The organism is Aeromonas sp. 62-46 (genome assembly GCF_001898585.1).
GTDB classification, from domain to species: Bacteria; Pseudomonadota; Gammaproteobacteria; order Enterobacterales; family Aeromonadaceae; genus Aeromonas; species Aeromonas caviae.
In genome coordinates this window covers 47,319-64,283 of record NZ_MKUI01000040.1, presented here as the reverse complement: position 1 = coordinate 64,283, position 16,965 = coordinate 47,319, and the positions used below count along the sequence as shown (strand labels likewise).

Annotated in this window: 11 protein-coding genes, 1 tRNA gene and 1 other annotated feature; of the genes, 9 read left to right on the top strand and 3 right to left on the bottom strand. The window is 63.5% G+C overall.

Features of this window, described 5'->3' with window-relative positions; translation table 11 throughout:
• The 5 genes from BGO64_RS13175 to BGO64_RS13155 all read left to right on the top strand — a co-directional run.
• On the top strand, positions 1–3,010 hold a 3,010-nt coding region (locus BGO64_RS13175), incomplete at its 5' end, for a beta strand repeat-containing protein (RefSeq protein ID WP_286700802.1).
• 71 nt (positions 3,011–3,081) lie between these two features.
• On the top strand, positions 3,082–5,718 hold the full coding sequence (locus tag BGO64_RS13170; protein WP_286700801.1) for a tetratricopeptide repeat-containing sulfotransferase family protein: 2,637 nt from the start codon (positions 3,082–3,084) through the stop codon (positions 5,716–5,718).
• Positions 5,706–7,013, top strand: a complete 1,308-nt coding sequence (locus BGO64_RS13165) for a TolC family protein (protein ID WP_214005505.1) — start codon at positions 5,706–5,708, stop codon at positions 7,011–7,013. The genes BGO64_RS13170 and BGO64_RS13165 overlap by 13 nt, the downstream gene beginning before the upstream one ends.
• Positions 7,006–9,174: an ATP-binding cassette domain-containing protein gene (locus tag BGO64_RS13160; RefSeq protein ID WP_286700800.1), complete on the top strand. Its 2,169-nt coding sequence runs from the start codon at positions 7,006–7,008 to the stop codon at positions 9,172–9,174. The genes BGO64_RS13165 and BGO64_RS13160 overlap by 8 nt, the downstream gene beginning before the upstream one ends.
• Complete coding sequence (locus BGO64_RS13155) at positions 9,164–10,378, top strand: beta-barrel domain-containing protein (protein ID WP_201969531.1); 1,215 nt, start codon at positions 9,164–9,166, stop codon at positions 10,376–10,378. The genes BGO64_RS13160 and BGO64_RS13155 overlap by 11 nt, the downstream gene beginning before the upstream one ends.
• Positions 10,379–10,565: 187 nt before the next feature.
• Here BGO64_RS13155 and BGO64_RS13150 read toward each other — a convergent pair.
• Together BGO64_RS13150 and BGO64_RS13145 are read right to left on the bottom strand one after the other, a co-directional pair.
• Positions 10,566–10,642: transfer RNA gene (locus BGO64_RS13150), tRNA-Arg, on the bottom strand.
• Positions 10,643–10,692: 50 nt separating this feature from the next.
• Positions 10,693–11,844 (bottom strand): flagellar assembly protein FlgT, encoded by a 1,152-nt coding sequence (locus tag BGO64_RS13145; RefSeq protein ID WP_201969530.1) that lies wholly within the window; start codon positions 11,842–11,844, stop codon positions 10,693–10,695.
• Between the two features lie 265 nt (positions 11,845–12,109).
• Here BGO64_RS13145 and BGO64_RS13140 point away from each other — a divergent pair, with 265 nt between their 5' ends.
• Together BGO64_RS13140 and BGO64_RS13135 are read left to right on the top strand one after the other, a co-directional pair.
• Entirely contained in the window at positions 12,110–12,730 is a 621-nt protein-coding gene (locus BGO64_RS13140; protein ID WP_010673310.1) for a FlgO family outer membrane protein, read from the top strand.
• Positions 12,731–12,818: 88 nt separating this feature from the next.
• Positions 12,819–13,244 (top strand): LPP20 family lipoprotein, encoded by a 426-nt coding sequence (locus tag BGO64_RS13135; RefSeq protein WP_010673311.1) that lies wholly within the window; start codon positions 12,819–12,821, stop codon positions 13,242–13,244.
• A gap of 582 nt (positions 13,245–13,826) precedes the next feature.
• On the opposite strand, the gene pheA is transcribed toward BGO64_RS13135, so the two are convergent.
• Complete coding sequence (gene pheA, locus BGO64_RS13130) at positions 13,827–14,999, bottom strand: prephenate dehydratase (RefSeq protein WP_286700799.1); 1,173 nt, start codon at positions 14,997–14,999, stop codon at positions 13,827–13,829.
• 38 nt (positions 15,000–15,037) lie between these two features.
• Positions 15,038–15,171, bottom strand: a sequence feature (Phe leader region).
• Between the two features lie 191 nt (positions 15,172–15,362).
• On the opposite strand from pheA, the gene BGO64_RS13125 reads away from it, so the two are divergent.
• Together BGO64_RS13125 and BGO64_RS13120 are read left to right on the top strand one after the other, a co-directional pair.
• The gene (locus tag BGO64_RS13125) at positions 15,363–15,962 is read left to right on the top strand and encodes an HAD family hydrolase (RefSeq protein WP_049637016.1); all 600 of its coding nucleotides are present in this window, start codon (positions 15,363–15,365) and stop codon (positions 15,960–15,962) included.
• Between the two features lie 147 nt (positions 15,963–16,109).
• Positions 16,110–16,940, top strand: a complete 831-nt coding sequence (locus tag BGO64_RS13120; RefSeq protein WP_045523647.1) for an adenine nucleotide alpha-hydrolase family protein — start codon at positions 16,110–16,112, stop codon at positions 16,938–16,940.
• Positions 16,941–16,965 lie beyond the last annotated feature (25 nt).

The following is a 16,965-nucleotide window of genomic DNA, read 5'->3' as shown; positions in this document are numbered from 1 at the left end:
GGACTACGAGACCAAGGCCAGCTACAGCTTCACCGTGGTGGCGACCGATGCGGCGGGCAATGCCAGCGAGCAGGTGGTCACACTCAACATCAACAACCTGGACGAAGTGGCGCCGACCATCACCTCCGGGACCACGGTCAGCGCCATCGATGAAAACAGCGGCGCCGGGCAGGTGGTTTACACCGTGACCAGCACAGACAGCGGCGACATCGCGACCGGCAGCACCAGCTACAGCCTGAAGGCGGGAGCGGACGCAGCGCTGTTCAGCATCAATGCCACCACAGGTGCGGTGACCCTGACGGGCAACCCGGACTACGAGACCAAGGGAAGCTACAGCTTCACCGTGGTGGCCACCGATGCGGCGGGCAATGCCAGCGAGCAGGTGGTCACCTTGGGCATCGACAACCTGGACGAAGTGGCGCCGACCATCACCTCGGGGACCACGGCCAGTGCCATCAATGAAAACAGCGGTGCCGGGCAGGTGGTTTACACCGTCACCAGCACCGACAGCGGCGACGTCTCGACCGGCAGCACCAGCTACAGCCTGAAGGCGGGGGCGGACGCTGCGCTGTTCAGCATCAATGCCGCCACAGGTGCCGTGACCCTGACGGGCAACCCGGACTACGAAACCAAGGGAAGTTACAGCTTCACCGTGGTGGCGACCGATGCGGCGGGCAATGCCAGCGAGCAGGTGGTCACCTTGGGCATCAACAACCTGGACGAAGTGGCGCCGACCATCACCTCCGGGACCACGGCCAGCGCCATCGATGAAAACAGCGGCGCCGGGCAGGTGGTTTACACCGTGACCAGCACCGACAGCGGCGACATCGCGACCGGCAGCACCAGCTACAGCCTGAAGGCGGGAGCGGACGCGGCGCTGTTCAGCATCGATGCCGCCACGGGCGCTGTGACCCTGACGGGCAACCCGGACTACGAGACCAAGACCAGCTACAGCTTCACCGTGGTGGCCACCGATGCGGCGGGCAATGCCAGCGAGCAGGTGGTCACCTTGGGAGTCAACAATCTGGATGACACAGCGCCGACCATTACCTCCGCTGCTACCGCAACAGCTATCAGCGAGAACAGTGGGGCAGGCCAAGTCGTTTACACCGTCACCAGCACTGACACCGACGACGTCGTGACCAGCAGTACCAGCTACAGCATCAAGCCCGGTGCGGATGCGGCGCAGTTCAGCATCAATGCCGCCACAGGTGCAGTGACCCTGACGGGCAACCCGGACTACGAGACCAAGGCCAGCTACAGCTTCACCGTGGTGGCCACCGATGCGGCGGGCAATGCCAGCGAGCAAACCGTCACCCTGGCTATCAACGATTTGGTGGATGAAACCGCACCGACAGTCAGCAGCATCGCCATCAGTGGGGCAAGCGGTGCACAGAACAGCACCCTGAATGCCGGTGACGTGGTCAGCGTCACCGTGACCATGGATGAAGCCACAGTGGTCGATACCACGGGCGGCACACCTCGTGTGGCGCTGAATGTCGGTGGCAGCACCGTCTACGCCGATTACGTCTCGGGCAGTGGCACGGCCTCCTTGCTGTTCCAATACACCATTCTGGCGGGCCAGACCGATGCCAACGGCATCAGTCTGGATGCCGATGCACTGCAAGCAAACGGCGGCACATTGCGTGATGCAGCGGGCAATGCCGCCAATCTGGCTCATGGCGTGGTGGCGGATAACGCCGGCTACCTGGTGGACACCACGGCCCCAGCTGTCAGCAGTGTGGGTATCACGGGGGCCAGCGGTGTGCAGAGCAGCACCCTGAATGCCGGTGACGTGGTCAGCGTCACCGTGACCATGAATGAAGCGACTGTGGTCGATACCTCAGGTGGCACACCCCGTGTGGCGCTGAATATCGGGGGCAGCACCGTCTACGCCAATTATGTCTCGGGCAGTGGCACGGCCTCATTGCTGTTCCAATACACCATTCTGGCGGGTCAGACCGATGCCAACGGCATCTCGATCGTTGCCAATGGCCTGGAGGCCCACGGTGGCACCCTGAGCGATGCCGCGGGTAATGATGCAAACCTGAGTCATTCCCTGGTGGCCGACAACGCCAGCTACCTGGTGGATACCACGGCGCCTGTGGTGAGCGGGGTCAGCAGCACCACGGCGGCGGGCACCTACGGTGTCGGGAGTGTGATCAGCATCCAGGTCAGTTTCAGCGAGGCGGTCACCGTCTCGGGCACGCCGCAACTGACTCTGGAAACCGGTGCCACGGATCGGACCATCAATTACGTCAGTGGTTCAGGCTCCAATACCCTGACCTTCAACTACACGGTGCAGGCGGGGGACACCAGCGCCGATCTGGATTACCTGAGCGCGGGGGCACTCGGCCTCAATGGCGGCACCATCCTCGACGCCGCTGGCAACAACGCCACGCTGACCTTGCCGACCCCGGGCGGGGCCGGTTCACTCGGGGCAAATGAAGCCATTGTGATCGATACATCCGGGCCTGTGGCCGACACCAGCATAGTGGTGTTTGACCTGGTGCAGGGGGTCAGTTCGGACCACAGCAGCCGTACTTTCGATGCAAATACCAGTTACACCATTTATATCCGTGTGGAGAGCCAGAAGGCCGAGATGAGCACCGCAGGTAATGGACCTGGAACCTGGGGGATGTGGTCGGGGGCCAATAATCTGGGGGCGGATGACAAGGTGGTGTTTGTGGGAACGGGACAGGGGGTCATGGCCAAGAGCGGCTCGCAATGGCGCGTTGTAGGAAGAGCGGAGGCAGGCCGTAATGGTTCGAACACACAGGATTACTATGCGATATATACGATGTCGTCATTCCTTGGTATGACGGTTTATGCCAAAGGAACTGTCTATCGTGGCATAGCATGGAGCACCGGACAGGTTCCGGGGACTCTCTATGGGAACGGCGATTTGTGGAACGGCACCTGGGCCAACATCAATGCGGGAAAAGCATTCAATGATGCACATATGCTCCAGATGCCAAACGGTGTCCTGACCTCTCAAGGGCTGGTCTGACCCGGCTCTAATTATCCACCCTTATCGCCCCTCATTGAGGGGCGATCCAGTCCCAGGATCCCGCGGTTCCCATGAGTTCACTCTCCCTATTGCGCACGCTGGCCTTGCAGCAACAATTTGTGCTGTTGCAGGAGGCCTGCTGCGCCCCACAAAACCCCGCCGAACAAGTATTGCTGGCGCTGGCCTGTGCCCAGCTTGGCGAGCTGGATGCCGCACGCCACGCGCTGGCAGGGCTGGATCTTGCCGCTCTTGATGTCGACGGACGTGTCGACCTGGCTGCTGTCCAACTGCTCTTGGGTGAGCTTGATATGGCGCAGGCGCTGCTCGAAGCAGCCCGGCATGACGCACCGGATCATGCGCTGCTGCTGGCGCGGCTGGCGACCTGTCAGCTCAGGCGCCAGCAAACGACGGTTGCGCGGCCACTGTATGAACGCAGCCTTGCCCTTGCGCCCAATATCCTGATCTATCAGCAACTGCTGCGCCTCTATTTGCAGGACGGGGCCATCGCATTGGGCGAGCAACTGCTGACTCGGGCCGAGGCCTTCTGGGAGGGTGAGCGGGAGCACTGGCCCGAGCCACAGGCGTCTTTGCATAGCCAGCAATTGCGAGGTCTGCGTCTGGAGTTGTGGCTGGCGGCAGAGGAATATGCCGCCGCCGATGCCTGGCTGGACGAGCAGCAACGCTTGCTGGACGAAGAGGATTATTGCGGCCTGATCAGGGGATACGCCCAGCGGCTGGCCGAGCAAGGTCGCCATGCCCAGGCCGAGGATGCCCTGTGCCGGGGAGGAAGAGAGTATCCCGACCATCCCGGCTTGCATCAGCATCGCGCCGAGCTGGCTGAGCTGCAAGGACGCACATCCCAGGCCATCGCCTTGCTGCGCCGGGCCATCCATCTGGCGGGCCAGCAGCAACAGCCCGTGCTGGCATTGCGCCTCAAGCTGGTTGCCGTCGCGACCCAGGGGCAGACGGGGCTGGCCAGAGAGATGGCCACTCAGGCCCTCGAAGAGGCGCAGGCATTGCCGCCGTCAGAGCGTCTCGACGGGGCTCCCCGATCCCACTGGCTGGCCGAAGCACAGGTGGCGCTGGCCGGGGTCGAGGCGCAGGAGCAGCAGTATGACGAAGCCGACGCGCGCTACAGCCAGGTGCTGCAAGTGCATCCGCAACAGGTGCCGGCCTTGCTGGGGCTGGGGCAGTTGTACCTGCAACTGGGACGAATTGAGGAGGCGGTGGCGCTGTTTGAACGGGTCAAGGAGCTCGACCCGGTGCGCGGATATGCCTCGCTTATCAATGCGCGGCGCTTCCCGGAGGATGACGCCACCCTGCACCATCTGGAGGTGCTGGCCCGCCGCCCCGGTCCAGAGGGGCTGGTGAAACCCGGTCTGCTGTTGCAGTTGGCGGCCTCCTGGGAGAAGCGCCAGGACTATGCCAAGGCCTTTGCCCTGGCCGATGAGGCCAATCGTGCCAGCCGCACCTTGCTCGGCTATGACCCGGCGGCGCACCGGCAAGCTTGCGCGCGCATCCGTCATGCCTTCAGCAGATCGCTCTATGAACATCGCCGGGGTATTGGCAATGAGTCGACGCTGCCGGTGTTCGTGCTGGGCATGCCGCGCTCCGGCACCACGTTGATCGAGCAGATGCTGGCCAGCCACAGCCAGGTCCACGGTGCGGGCGAGCTGGGGCTCATCCCCGGCGTGATTGCGGGCCTTGAACGGTGGGAGCGCCGGGTCGGTTCCGGCCGACATTACCCCGACTGTGTGGACGATCTGGACGCCAAGGTGATCGCGGGCATCACGGGCAATCTTCTCAAAGAGCTGCAGGAGTATGCTCCCGGGGCGCGGCATGTGGTGGACAAGCTGCCCCACAACTTCGAGAACATCGGCCTCATCAAGCTGCTCTTCCCCCATGCGCGGATCATCTCGGTGCGGCGGGATCCCCGCGATATCGCCATCTCCAACTACTTTACCGATTACGCGGCCAAACACGGCGGCATGGGCTTTGCCTATGACCTGACCTGGATAGGGGAACAGCTCGCCGACCATAACCTGCTGATGCACCACTGGAACCAGCTCTTCTCCGGGGAGATCCTGGAGGTGAGCTACGAGGATGTGCTGGCGGACCCCGAACGCGAGGCGCGGCGCATGCTGGATTACGTCGGGGTGGCCTGGGAGCCTCAGGTCCTCAATTTCAGCGAGTTGCAACGGCCGGTGAAAACAGCCAGCGTCTGGCAGGTGCGCCAGCCGCTGTACAAGAGCTCCATGGCCAGATGGGCGCGTTACGAGGCCCATCTTGCCCCGCTGCTGCGTGGCACCAATGCGCGCATCCAATGGCAGCCGATCGACGACATGGTGGCGCTACCCGTGCCCGGCTTGCTGGAAACGGGCGTGGCGCGCTACCGGGAAGAGAAGCTGGACGAAGCCGAGCACTGCTTCAAGCAGTTGCTGCATCACCTGCCCGAGCACGCTGCCGCCACCTTCATGGTGGGGCTTGTCTATGTGCGCAAGGGCTATCTGGCCGAGGGTATCGCCCTGATGCACAAGGCCCACGAACAGTGCCCCTGGCATGGGCAATGGCGCGAGGATCTGGCGCAGGCATATACGCTATCGGGCGAGCCGGAAAAGGCGGCGCAGCTGATGCGCAAGGTGCCGCCTGTGGCACAGACAGCCTTGCCCCACAACGAACAGGAAATCGACGAAGAATGTTCATGGTAACTAGCTTGCCGCGGCTGAGGCGGCATGGCCTGCTGCTCCTGAGCCTGGCCGTGTTGACCCTGCCCGCGAATGCACAACAGGCCGATGGCTTGCAGGCGGCGTTGCAGGCGGCCCTGAGCCAGCACCCTGCCGTGAGTGGCAAACGGGCACAGATCGAGGCAAGGGAATACTCTGCCGATGCAGCCCGCAGTCAGCGCTACCCCAGCGTGACTGCCCAGGTGCAGCAGTATTCAGAATCGAGTCGGGATACTGCGACCGGAGAGGACCTCTCCACGCCGGTGACGTTGCGCGCTCGCCAACCTTTGTGGGCATTCGGGCGCATCGACAACAGCATTGCGTTTGCCGATGCCGACACAGAGGTCGAGCGTGTCGACCTGCTGCGAGTGCGGCGCCAGTTGCTGGAGCAGACCGCCGTGGCCTACTCCAATGTCCTTGGCAGCCGTCAGCGCCTGGAGGTGGTTCAAGCCAGTCTGGCTGCCCATCAGTCGCTGTTCGAGCAGATCAGCCGCCGGGAGCAGGGTCAGCTGGCGTCGACGGCGGATGTTCGCCTGGCGGCCACTCGCCTCGCGCAAGCCAGGGCGAGGGTGGAGCGATACGAAGGGGAGCTGGCCATTGCGAGAAGCGATCTGCTGGCCCTGACCCAGACGCCCGTACCGGCCCGACAACCGGTGACACCGGATCTGCTGCAGGTCAGCGAGGGCGAGGCATTGCGCCAGGCCGCCCTGCAGGGCAGCGCCGAAGTGCGTTACAAGAAGCAGGAGATCGAGCGGGCCAGGGCGAGTGTGGAGCAGGTCAGAACAGCCTCCATGCCCACGCTCTACCTGCAAGCAGAGCAGGATTACGATCAGCCATCCTACCGGGATGATACCCGGGTCAGTTTGGTGCTGGAGGGCACGCTGGAGGGGATGGGCTTTGCGACCCGTGGCAGGACAGACGCGGCGGTGGCGCAGCAGAGCGCGGCCGAAGATGACCTGGCCTACGCCGTCAGCGAGCTGGAGCGTAGCGTGCGTCGCCTGCAACGCAGCCGTGAGCTGCAGGCCGGGCTGGTGCGGGTACAGACTGAGTCGCTGGCGGAGTTGGGGGCCGTGCTGGGATCCTATCAACGCCAGTATGTGGCAGGGACCAAGAGCTGGCTCGATGTGCTGAATATCCAGCGCGAATTCAGTGAACAGCAGTTGCAACTGGTTCAGGCAAAGAGTGACTGGGAGATTTACTCCTTGCAATTGGCTGCCCTGACAGGGGGGCTGGATCCCCTGGTGACCTTGAACGGTGAGGAGTTACAACCCCATGGATAGGCAAACCGCCGAGCAGGTGCCGCACGGCATGTCATCTGCGTTGGTGACACACTTGTTGGCTACGTTACAGATCCCGTTCGACCGCGATGCACTGACACAGGCGTGGGAGCAAGCGGCGCCAGCCACTGCCACCCTCGGGCCCGCGCAGTGGTTGAGGCAGGTACTGATCCAGGCCGGATTGAAGAACCTTGCACCCGTGCAACTCGCCTGGCGTCGTCTTGATCAGCGCCGCTTGCCGGCACTGGTCTGTGCCCAGGGGGAGTGGGCGCTGGCGGAGCGGGATGCCACGGGCCGCCTGACCCTGCTCGATGGGGCAGGGATGCGCCGTGAGGCCGATGAGAGCGAGCTGCAGGATGCCCTGGTGGTCTGGCTGCGGGCACCGGTGAGCAGACGTGCCGATGCCGACAGTGTCTTCTCCGGCAACCTGGCGTCTCGCCTGGTGTGGCGAGAACTCTTTCGAGAGCGGGGCTGGCTGTGGAAAGTCATCGTGGCCACCGTGCTGGTGAACCTGCTGGCCGTCGGCACGTCCATTTTCGCCATGCAGGTCTATGACCGTGTGGTGCCGACCCTGGCCTATTCGACCCTGACCACTCTGGTAACCGGCATGGGATTGATCATCCTGCTGGACTGGATGCTGAAGATCACCCGGGCCAGGATCCTGGACAGCCTCTCCTGTGCCGTCGACAAGCGGGTTTCGCAGCAGGTCTTCGAGCATGTACTGCATCTGCGCCTGGATCAGCAGCCGCGCAGCCTGGGCACTCTGGCGGCCCAGGTTGGCGGGCTGGATGCCGTGCGTCAGTTCTTCAGTGCCGGCGTGGTGTTTGCACTGGTGGATCTGCCCTTTGCCGCCCTGTTTCTGGCATTTATCGCCATCATCGGCGGCGCGGTGGGCTGGGTGTACACCCTGCTGCTGCCAGTGGCATTGCTGCTGGGATATGTCAGCCAGTGGCGCCTTCGCGCCTTGCTGTCACAGCAGATGCTGCGCAGCAACGAGCGCCAGGGGTTGCTGGTCGACACGATACGGGGCGCAGAGACGATTCGCGCCAACAATGCCGGCTGGCGTTTTGCACAGGAGTGGCAAGACGTGACGGCGACCATCGATGGCTACAACATCCAGCAGAAGGCGGTCAGCAGTTTCTCCAGCGTCAGCACCAGCAGCCTGTCAACCCTGGCCTATGTGGCCGCTGTGGTTGTCGGGGTATGGCAGATCGAGGCTGGCCTCCTGACGATGGGGGGGATGATCGCGTGCAGCATCCTGGGGGGGCGGGTGATCGCCCCCATCGCCCAGAGCGTCCAGTATCTTGCGCAGTGGCAGCAAGTCAGACAGGCGTTGCAGATGGTGCACCAGGTCTTGTCCCTGTCGCGGGATCGGCGCCCGGAGCAGCAACTGCTGCTGCCGGACGAACTCCCCAGGGAAGTGGCCCTGGAGCGCGTGCGTTTCGCTTATCCCGAATCGCCCATCTGCCAGCTCGACATCGAGCGCCTGCAGTTCAAATCCGGTGAGCGGGTATTGCTGGTCGGGCCGATCGGGTGTGGCAAGTCGACGCTGCTCAAGATGCTGGCCGGCCTGTATTGCCCCAGCGAAGGCCGCATCCGTCTGGGAGACGCCGATCTGTGGGAAATCGATCCCCAACTGGTGGCAAGCCAGGTGGGGTATCTGCCGCAAGCCGTACAGCTGTTCAAGGGCACCCTGCGCAGCAATCTGGCCCTGACCGGCGTGACCAGCGACTCTCGCCTGCTGCAGATCACCCGCGAGCTTGGCATCGACGGCATTGCGGCATCCAGCCCTCAGGGGATGGATCTCGTGATCAGCGAGGGAGGAGAGGGGCTCTCTGGCGGCCAGAGGCAGCTGGTTGCGCTTGCTCGCGTCCTGATCAACCAGCCCAGGGTATGGCTGCTGGACGAACCGACGGCGGCCCTTGACGGCGAATCCGAGCAGCGTGTCTGGACGGCCTTGCAAGGGGCGATACAGCCCGAGGATATCGTGATCGTGGCGACCCACAGGCCCATGGCGGCCGCCCGGCTGGCGACGAGGGTCATCGCCATGCAACAGGGGCGGGTGGTAAAAGATGGCACGCCGGATCGGGTGCTGACACAGATGCTCGCCCGACCGGCGGCATCTTCGCACCCTGGCAAAGGAGGAATGCTTGATGTGGTCTGATCGTTTCCTGCAAGACGATGATGCGCGTACCCTGGCTCGGATCCGCAAGTTGCAGAACTCTCACCGGGGCCGTCAGGGCTGGTTGTGGATGACGGCGCTCCTGATGGCGATCTTTGTTGCCTGGGCCTCATGGTTTCGGGTGGACGAAGTCGCCCGTGCCACGGGCGAGGTCATTGCCAGCAGCCGGGTGCAGATCATCCAGTCGGTGGATGGCGGCGTGCTGGAGCAGTTGCTGGTCAAGGAGGGGGACAGGGTGGCCCCCGGTCAGTTGCTCGCCCGTCTGGAGCAGACCAGAGTGGGGGCGTCGGTCGGAGAAGTGGAGGCCCGCCTGTTTGCGCTGGAGGCGAGGGCCACCCGGCTGCGGGCGGAAGTCATCGGTGAACCGCGACTCACCTTCTCACCTGACCTGCTGGCACGCTCTCCCGAGACGGCCCGTGTCGAGGAGGCGCTGTTCAAGCAGCGCCAGACCGGCCTCAGGGAAGAGCTGAGAACCATGCGAGTGGCGGTGTCACTGGCCCAGAAGGAGCTGCGTCTGGTGGAGCAGCTCTATGCTGATGGCGATGCCAGCGGCTCCGAACTGCTGCGGGTGCAGCGTGGGCTCAATGAGGCCGAGGCCCGGCTGGTGAACCGGCGCAACCAGTTCCTTGAGGAGGCCAGACTGGAGCTGGCCAAGGCGGAGGATGACATGGCGCAGGGCGCGCAGACCCTGACCCTGCGCAAGCAGGAGCAGCAGGACAGCATGTTTACCGCCATGGTGCCTGGCATCGTCAAGAACATCCGGGTCACCACGGTGGGCGGTGTGCTCAGGGCCGGGGAGGAGCTGATGCAGATCATCCCGGTCGACGACGATCTGATGATTGAGGCCAAGGTGAGCACCGCGGACATTGCCCGTGTGGTGCCGGGTCTGGAAGCGACGATCCGTTTCGACACCTTTGACTACACCATCTTTGGCGGCGTGAAGGGGGAGGTGGCCTATGTCAGTGCTGACAGCCTCAAGGAAGAGACCAGTCGCGGCATGGACATCTATTATCGCGTGCGGATCAAGCCTGCCAGCTACCCCGTGACCTCCACGACGGGCAGGGAGATCGACGTGTTGCCGGGGATGACGGCCCAGGTGGATATCCGCACCGGTGATCGTACCGTGATGGACTACCTGCTCAAGCCCCTGCGCAAGACCCTGAGCGAGTCATTCGGAGAGCGCTAGATGGGATTGAGGGGACCTGACCTCGTCCCCGAGCTGATGCCTGCCTGATCTGGCGGGCATGGCGCACAGGCCGTGGCGAGGGTCATCGCTCCCCGAGGCCCGCCATGTGGCGCCCGGGATGAGGGGGAAATGGCGCAGAAACGCACAAGGGGCTGGCATCATGACGATGCCAGCCCCTTGCTGTGTATGGTGTTCCCGACTGGAGTCGAACCAGTGGCCTGTCCCTTAGGAGGGGACCGCTCTATCCTGCTGAGCTACGGGAACCTTGTGGCGGGCATTATACAAGAAGCATTGTGCTTTTAAACCCTTGATTCCTATTCCAATACGGCCAGGTCACCGATTTGGACATTGAACGGCGAATATTTGTTCTGACTGCTGATGATGGCGCCATCCTCAAACACCTGCACCACCTCGAACAGACCGTCTGCGGGGTTGCGCATCACCCTGGACTTGCCATAGGGGTCGACGAAGTCGGCGCTGTGCTGGACCCGGAACTGGTCCCCGAGCTTGACCCCGTTGCGACGGCCCAGGTTGATGTGGGGGCCGCGCTCGTGCTGGGCCACGATCCGGGCGGTGACGGGGGCACAGGCGAGTTCGGCGGCGATGTCCTGGGCCGCCTCCTTCAACTGGTAGCCCACCTCCTGGCCAAAGCTCGACTGCCAGAACTGGCCGCCGCTGCTGCCCACCTGTTCCCGCTTGGAGAAGGTCCAATTGGCGCGGCCCTTGTACTCCTTGCGGCCGAGCAGGCTGCCGTTGATGCCGTCGAACAGGTAGAGCTGCATGGAGAAATTGCGCACGGGATCCTCATACCAGCTGGTGAGGGCGTTGCCCTGGGGCTCGAGGGAGAGGTCGTCGATGCTGCCGAGCACCAGATACTGGCTGTCGGTGCGCAGGCTCAGGGCCTTGATCTCCTCGAGGGCGCTGCGATCCCCCTGTTGCAGATGGAGAGGGTCGATGCGCAGGTTCTCGTCCAGCCACTGGCGTGCGACCACCTGGGGCGTCGTCGCCAGGGTTTCAAACAGCCGGCGGGAGAGATCGGCGGGCATGTCGTCCAGGGCACCGGTGCTCGCCTGGTCCGGGTAGCGCATGCGCAGACGCACCAGCGTCAAATCCTTGGCGTAGTGCTGGGTCTGGCAGATCTGCCGCTCCGCCTGGATGTCGGCCACGAGGGTGATGTACATGCGGCCGTTGCGCACCTCTTCGCGCTTGAGGCGGTACTGGCGGATGTCGCCGCCGGAGCGGATCTGGATCTGCTCGGAGCGCAGGCTGCCGTTTTCCAGGCGCTGGATGCTGGAGACGGAGGCACCGCTGGTCAGCAGCGCCTGGCGCAGGGCATCCCGGGTCGCCTGCTCGCGGGCGTAGACCTCGTCGCCCCCCAGAATGGCGGCACTGCCCTGGGCCTCGATAAGTTCGGCCCTGGCCGACAGGCTGGCCAGCAGCAGGGTGAACAGCAGCGAAACTTTCATAACAAACACCTTGAGTGGGCGACCCCGCTGCCGCCGGTGGGGCGGGTCAGGGATCCTGGACACAGATCCGGTCTGCACCGGAGCGGGTGACCAAATAAAAGCAAGAACCATGCCTTCTTCCCTGGCCGGAGCCCGCGCGGTGGGCTCCGGTGGCACAGTGCGCGCCTTTGCCCGGGGATCATCGAGGATCCTGCGCGCATTCCCGCCTCAAGTGTTGGCGGTTGCGACCGATAACAGGTCAGGTGCAGATACAGGAAAGGTATCCATGAAGAGAGTTATCACGGTGCTGGCGGTGGCGCTGGCATTGGTCGGTTGCGGGTCGGCCGACCCCATCAATCGGGAGCTGGGAGACCCTCGCCAGGCGGCGAAGGGGATGGAGCTCAACTGGCTGGTGGCCCGCATGACGGATCAGCTGATGGAGCGCAAGTCCCTCACCACCCTGACCGAGCCCATTGCGGTCGCCTCCTTTGTCGATCTCGACACCCTGAAGGACACCAACTGGATGGGGCAGCAAATCGAGGAGAGCTTCATCTACGAGCTGAACCGGCGCGGTGAGGTGGTGGTGGACTTCAAGACCACGGGCAACATCCAGGTGACCCCGCAGGGGGACTTCGTGATGAGCCGCAACTACAAGGATCTCTCGTCCCGGCTGCCCATCTCCCGCATCCTGACCGGCACCTTCAGCCGCAATCAGCAGGGGATCCTGGTCAACGCCCGCATCATCGATCTGCGCACCAAGATGGTGGAGACCACGGCCCAGAGCCTGATCCCGAAACAATATTTGTCCGGTGCCAGCAACTCCTTTGGCCGGGCCTCCATCAATCGCGGTTACCTGATGCGGGGGGGCCAGAGCCCGTCCGGTCATCTGGTCAACCTGACCCCTTGAGGTGGCGCGTCATGAAGCGTGAAGCGGGCTGGCTGACATTGAGCCGTGACACATCGGGTGTGGTGAACAGGAAAACGGGGAAACAGCGATGAAAATCTTGTTGGGTTGCCTGATGGCCATGTTGCTGACGGCGTGCAGTGGCAACCGGGTGGTGAACTATGACGTGGGCGAGAAGCCCGATGACTTCCCGGTGCTCAAGGCGGTGGGGTATGCGGTGATCGACATCCAGCCCGGTCCCTCCCAGTCCGAGAAGATGTTGCAGGCGATCCGCGCCTCCAAGATGGACGCCTACCGGGAGCTGGCGGAGCAGCTCAATGGCCAGCAGGTGCGCGGCCAGAGCAGCTACAAGGACCTGACCCAGACCTCCAACTCCCTGGATGTGTCGGTGGCGGGCATGGTGCGCGGTGCCCGGGTGGTGGCGACCTATCCCCGTGGCAACACCTATGCCACCGAGCTGGAGCTCGACACCCGCAACCTCTATCACCTGAACCAGCTGATGGCGGGCCAGTTCTAGGGCGGGTCCGGGGGGCGCCGGCATGAGCCTGGCGATGATCACGGTACAGACAAAGGCGAGCGCAGGCTCGCCTTTTTGTTTGGTCGGGAAAGGGCTCGGATCTACGGGGAATAACCGGGGTTGGCGCCTTGGACGGCATAGGGCCAGCGGTGAGGGTAACCGGGGTTGGCGTCTTGGGAGGAGCTGGTCTTCGGCAGGAGAAACGGGGTTGAGGTGCCGGGCGGGATCCGGCCTGTAGCGAGGAAAAAGGGGGCTGAAGTAGAACAAGAGGTGCCCGGGCGCCGGAATGGCGGCCTTTTTTGTTTAGGGAAATCTAACGATGCTGCCATGTCGTTAAATAAATTCAAACGATAGAAAGGCCCGGCAGGCGGCAAAAGGGGGCCGCAACGGGAGGAAGATGGCCTGATGGTGAGTGGAAAGACAGCAGCGCCAGGATCCCGGGTCCACGAGGAAGGCGGTGGAGGGCGGTTTAACGCCGGAAGGGAAGGGCGGGACTGGGCCGCGTCTCACGGGGAGGGCGCAGAGAGCACAAAGGCGAGCCGGGGCTCGCCTTTGTGCGGCAGGGGCGGGATCCGCTCCCCATCAGCTTCCCATCAAGACGGGCGGCACGGCGGTCGGCTTGACGTCTTCGCTCGGGTAGCAGCCCAGCACCTTGATGTAGCGGGTGATCTTGGTCAGCTCCAGCAGGGCGGCCTGCATGGCCGGGGTCTGCAGGTTGGCGGAGACATCCAGGTAGAACATCTCCTCCCAGGGGTTGCCCTGCACCGGACGGGATTCCAGCTTGGTCATGTTGATCTCGTGGCTGCGCAGCACCAGCAGCGCCTCCACCAGGGAGCCCGGCTTCTGGGAGGTGGACATGATGAGGGTGGTCTTGGCCGGGATCTGGGGCGCCACGTCGATGGGCTTGCGCGCCACCACGATGAAGCGGCTGTAGTTCTCCTTCTGGTTGGCGAGCTGCTCGGCCAGCACGTCGAGGCCATAGAGCTCGCCGCCGGCGGCGCTGCCGATGGCCGCCGCTTCCGGGCTTGCCAGCTCCTTCACCTTCATCATGGCGCTGGAGGAGGAGTCGCAGATCTCGTGGCGCGCCCCTTCCAGCTTGCTGAGGTAATGGGAGCACTGCTGGAACACCTGGGGATGGGCGTAGAAGGTCTTGATGCGTTCGAGCTCGGTGGGCACGGCGGTGAGGATGCAGTGCTCGATGGGATAGGTGAGTTCACCCACGATGGAGAGGGTGGTGTGCTGCATCACGTCGTACACCTCGTTGATGGAGCCCGAGCTGGTGTTCTCGATGGGCAGCACCCCGAAGGCGGCACGGCCCGACTCCACGGTGTCCAGCACCTCGCGGAAGTTCTGGCAGTTCACCTCGATCACCTGATCCTTGTAGCGGGCCAGGTACTTGCGGGCGGCCAGGCTCGAGTAGGAGCCGCGTGGTCCCAGGTAGGCGACGCTGGTCATGGGCTCCTGCTGCTGGGGGTTGAGCAGGCTCTGCAGGTAGGCCTGCTGGGAGAGCACGGAGTCTTCGATGATGGTGTGGTAGATGCGGGTGATGTACTGGGCATCCAGTCCGAGGGCGCGCCCTTTCTGGATCAGGGCGACCAGCAAGTCCTGCTCGCGCTGGTGGTCACGGATGGGACGGGGATTGGCCTGCTTGGCGCGGGCGACCTCGATGCTGAGGGTCTTGCGTTTGGCCAGCAGGGCGAGCAGCTCCTGATCCAACTGGGTGATGTCGTGTCTGATCTCGTCGAGCGTTGCCATGGTGGTTCCCTATCCAGTGATTCTGTGGTGTGTGGTGCAAAAAAAAGCCTCCGCTGGGGAGGCTCGATTCGTCTTTGGTTTCTGTTTACGCGAATGGTTCACGTGACGACGGGCCTTCCCTCATGTGGGCCGGGTAAACGAGAAAACAAAGAAGAATGGTGTGTTCATGGGCGTGTCCTGAATGTAACGCCATAACCATTAAGGGATTTGGCGGTGCGATGCAAGTAAAACTTGCCCGGGGGCGTTGAACGGGGCAGGGTGGTGGCTCGGGTTGCCGAGGGGGAGTGAGCGTCGTTCTGGTCCCTGTTTGTGGCAACCGCCGTGACCACATCCGTGGCAACAACACATAGAGGGGACGAGACGATGGCGGTGATCTTCGATCTGGGCAGGGTGGTGGTGCGCTGGGATCCGGTGGCCATAGTGAGTGGGGTGCGCGGACCCGAGGGGGCGACTGCGATCGCGGAGCAGCTGTTCAACCACCCGGACTGGCTGGAGGTGGACAGGGGGACCCTCTCCCTGCACACCATGGCCCGTCAGGCGCAGGGGCGCACCGGCCTGTCGATGGCGGAGAATCTGGCCATCTTGCAGGCGGTGCCGTCCTCCCTTGTGCCGGATCCCGCCATGGTGGCGCTCATCGAAGAATTGCACGGTGCAGGCCACCCCCTCTATGCCCTCTCCAACATGGGGCACGCCAGCATCGACTGGCTGGAGCAGCATCAGTCCTTCTGGCGCTTCTTCAGCGGCAAGGTGGTGTCGGCCCGGGTGCGAATGCTCAAACCCGAGCCCGACATCTACCGCTATCTGCTGGTGTCGTTCGACCTCAAGGCTGGGGAGTGCCTCTTTATCGACGACAGCCCGGCCAACGTGGCGGCGGCCGAGGCGCTCGGTCTGCGGGGGCTGATCTTCACCGATCCGGCCCGGTGCCGGGCGCATCTGATCGCTCAGGGGTTGTTGCCTGCCTGAGGAGAGCCAGTTTCGCTTCGCAGCGAAAAAAGTGGGCAAAACCTTGATTGAGGGCAAATAACGTACAGCTTTATCCATGCTCTTTAAGTGTATATTCAGCTTGGTGCGGGCAAAATGGTATCCAGTTCATCATCCGGAGTTGTTGTTATGGATGCCAATGTCGTTGCGCTGCATCGGGGATACGATCAGACCTTTCAAGCCAGGGAACAGAGGCTCATCAACACCCTGGCCGGTTACAGCGAACTGCTTGTCTCCTTCTCCGGCCGACTGGAATCTTGCTACAGCATGGATCTGTGCCGGGCCAGCGGGGTGCGATTTCGCGCCATCACCCTGGACAACCCCACCCTCAGCCGCCAGTCGGTGGCCAGGGCACAGCGCTACTGCCGGCACTACGGCATCCCCCATCAGGTGCTCAAGACCGACGAGATGATCTTCAGCGCGCACCTGGGCCACCTCGCCGAGGTGACTGACCCGGTGCGCTACCTCTGCCAGCAGCTCGAACATGAAGAGGGCCCGCCGCTGCTGATGTCGGCCTCGGTGGAGGAGAAGCGGGAGTACCTGCGCCGATTCCACAGCCTGCCCGCCAACACCCTCTGGATCTTTGCCGAGCAGGGGATGACCAACCGGGATTTTCGCTACGGCTTTCACAAGCGGCAACTGGCGCTCTGGGGAGACGTGGGGGAGGCCTGCCTGAGCCGGCGGTTTGTCGATATGACCTCCCTGGACAGGCGGCACCTGCGGATGGTCGACATGGCCGAGCAGATGCTGGTGGACATGGGGCTGGGGGGAGCCCAGGTCTTCTTCCATACCCTGGGTGACAGGGTCACCACCCTTGCGAGGATCCGGGTGCCCGAACGGCTGCGGGCCCTGGTGTTCGACATGCAGCCCACCATCCAGAAGGCCCTCAGGAGTGCCCAGTTCGATCTGGTGACCCTGGATCTGGCCACGCTGGAGGATCCCCACCCCCTGGTCATCTGAGCCGGGGCGTAACGTGAGGGGGGTC

What these genes read in the sequence shown, in the direction of transcription:
- BGO64_RS13140 (WP_010673310.1), top strand. Translation starts at nt 12,110, where the DNA reads ATGAAGAGAGTTATCACGGTGCTGGCGGTGGCGCTGGCATTGGTCGGT.
- BGO64_RS13165 (WP_214005505.1), top strand. Translation starts at nt 5,706, where the DNA reads ATGTTCATGGTAACTAGCTTGCCGCGGCTGAGGCGGCATGGCCTGCTG.
- pheA (WP_286700799.1), bottom strand. Translation starts at nt 14,999, where the DNA reads ATGGCAACGCTCGACGAGATCAGACACGACATCACCCAGTTGGATCAG.
- BGO64_RS13120 (WP_045523647.1), top strand. Translation starts at nt 16,110, where the DNA reads ATGGATGCCAATGTCGTTGCGCTGCATCGGGGATACGATCAGACCTTT.
- BGO64_RS13155 (WP_201969531.1), top strand. Translation starts at nt 9,164, where the DNA reads ATGTGGTCTGATCGTTTCCTGCAAGACGATGATGCGCGTACCCTGGCT.
- BGO64_RS13135 (WP_010673311.1), top strand. Translation starts at nt 12,819, where the DNA reads ATGAAAATCTTGTTGGGTTGCCTGATGGCCATGTTGCTGACGGCGTGC.
- BGO64_RS13170 (WP_286700801.1), top strand. Translation starts at nt 3,082, where the DNA reads ATGAGTTCACTCTCCCTATTGCGCACGCTGGCCTTGCAGCAACAATTT.
- BGO64_RS13160 (WP_286700800.1), top strand. Translation starts at nt 7,006, where the DNA reads ATGGATAGGCAAACCGCCGAGCAGGTGCCGCACGGCATGTCATCTGCG.
- BGO64_RS13145 (WP_201969530.1), bottom strand. Translation starts at nt 11,844, where the DNA reads ATGAAAGTTTCGCTGCTGTTCACCCTGCTGCTGGCCAGCCTGTCGGCC.
- BGO64_RS13125 (WP_049637016.1), top strand. Translation starts at nt 15,363, where the DNA reads ATGGCGGTGATCTTCGATCTGGGCAGGGTGGTGGTGCGCTGGGATCCG.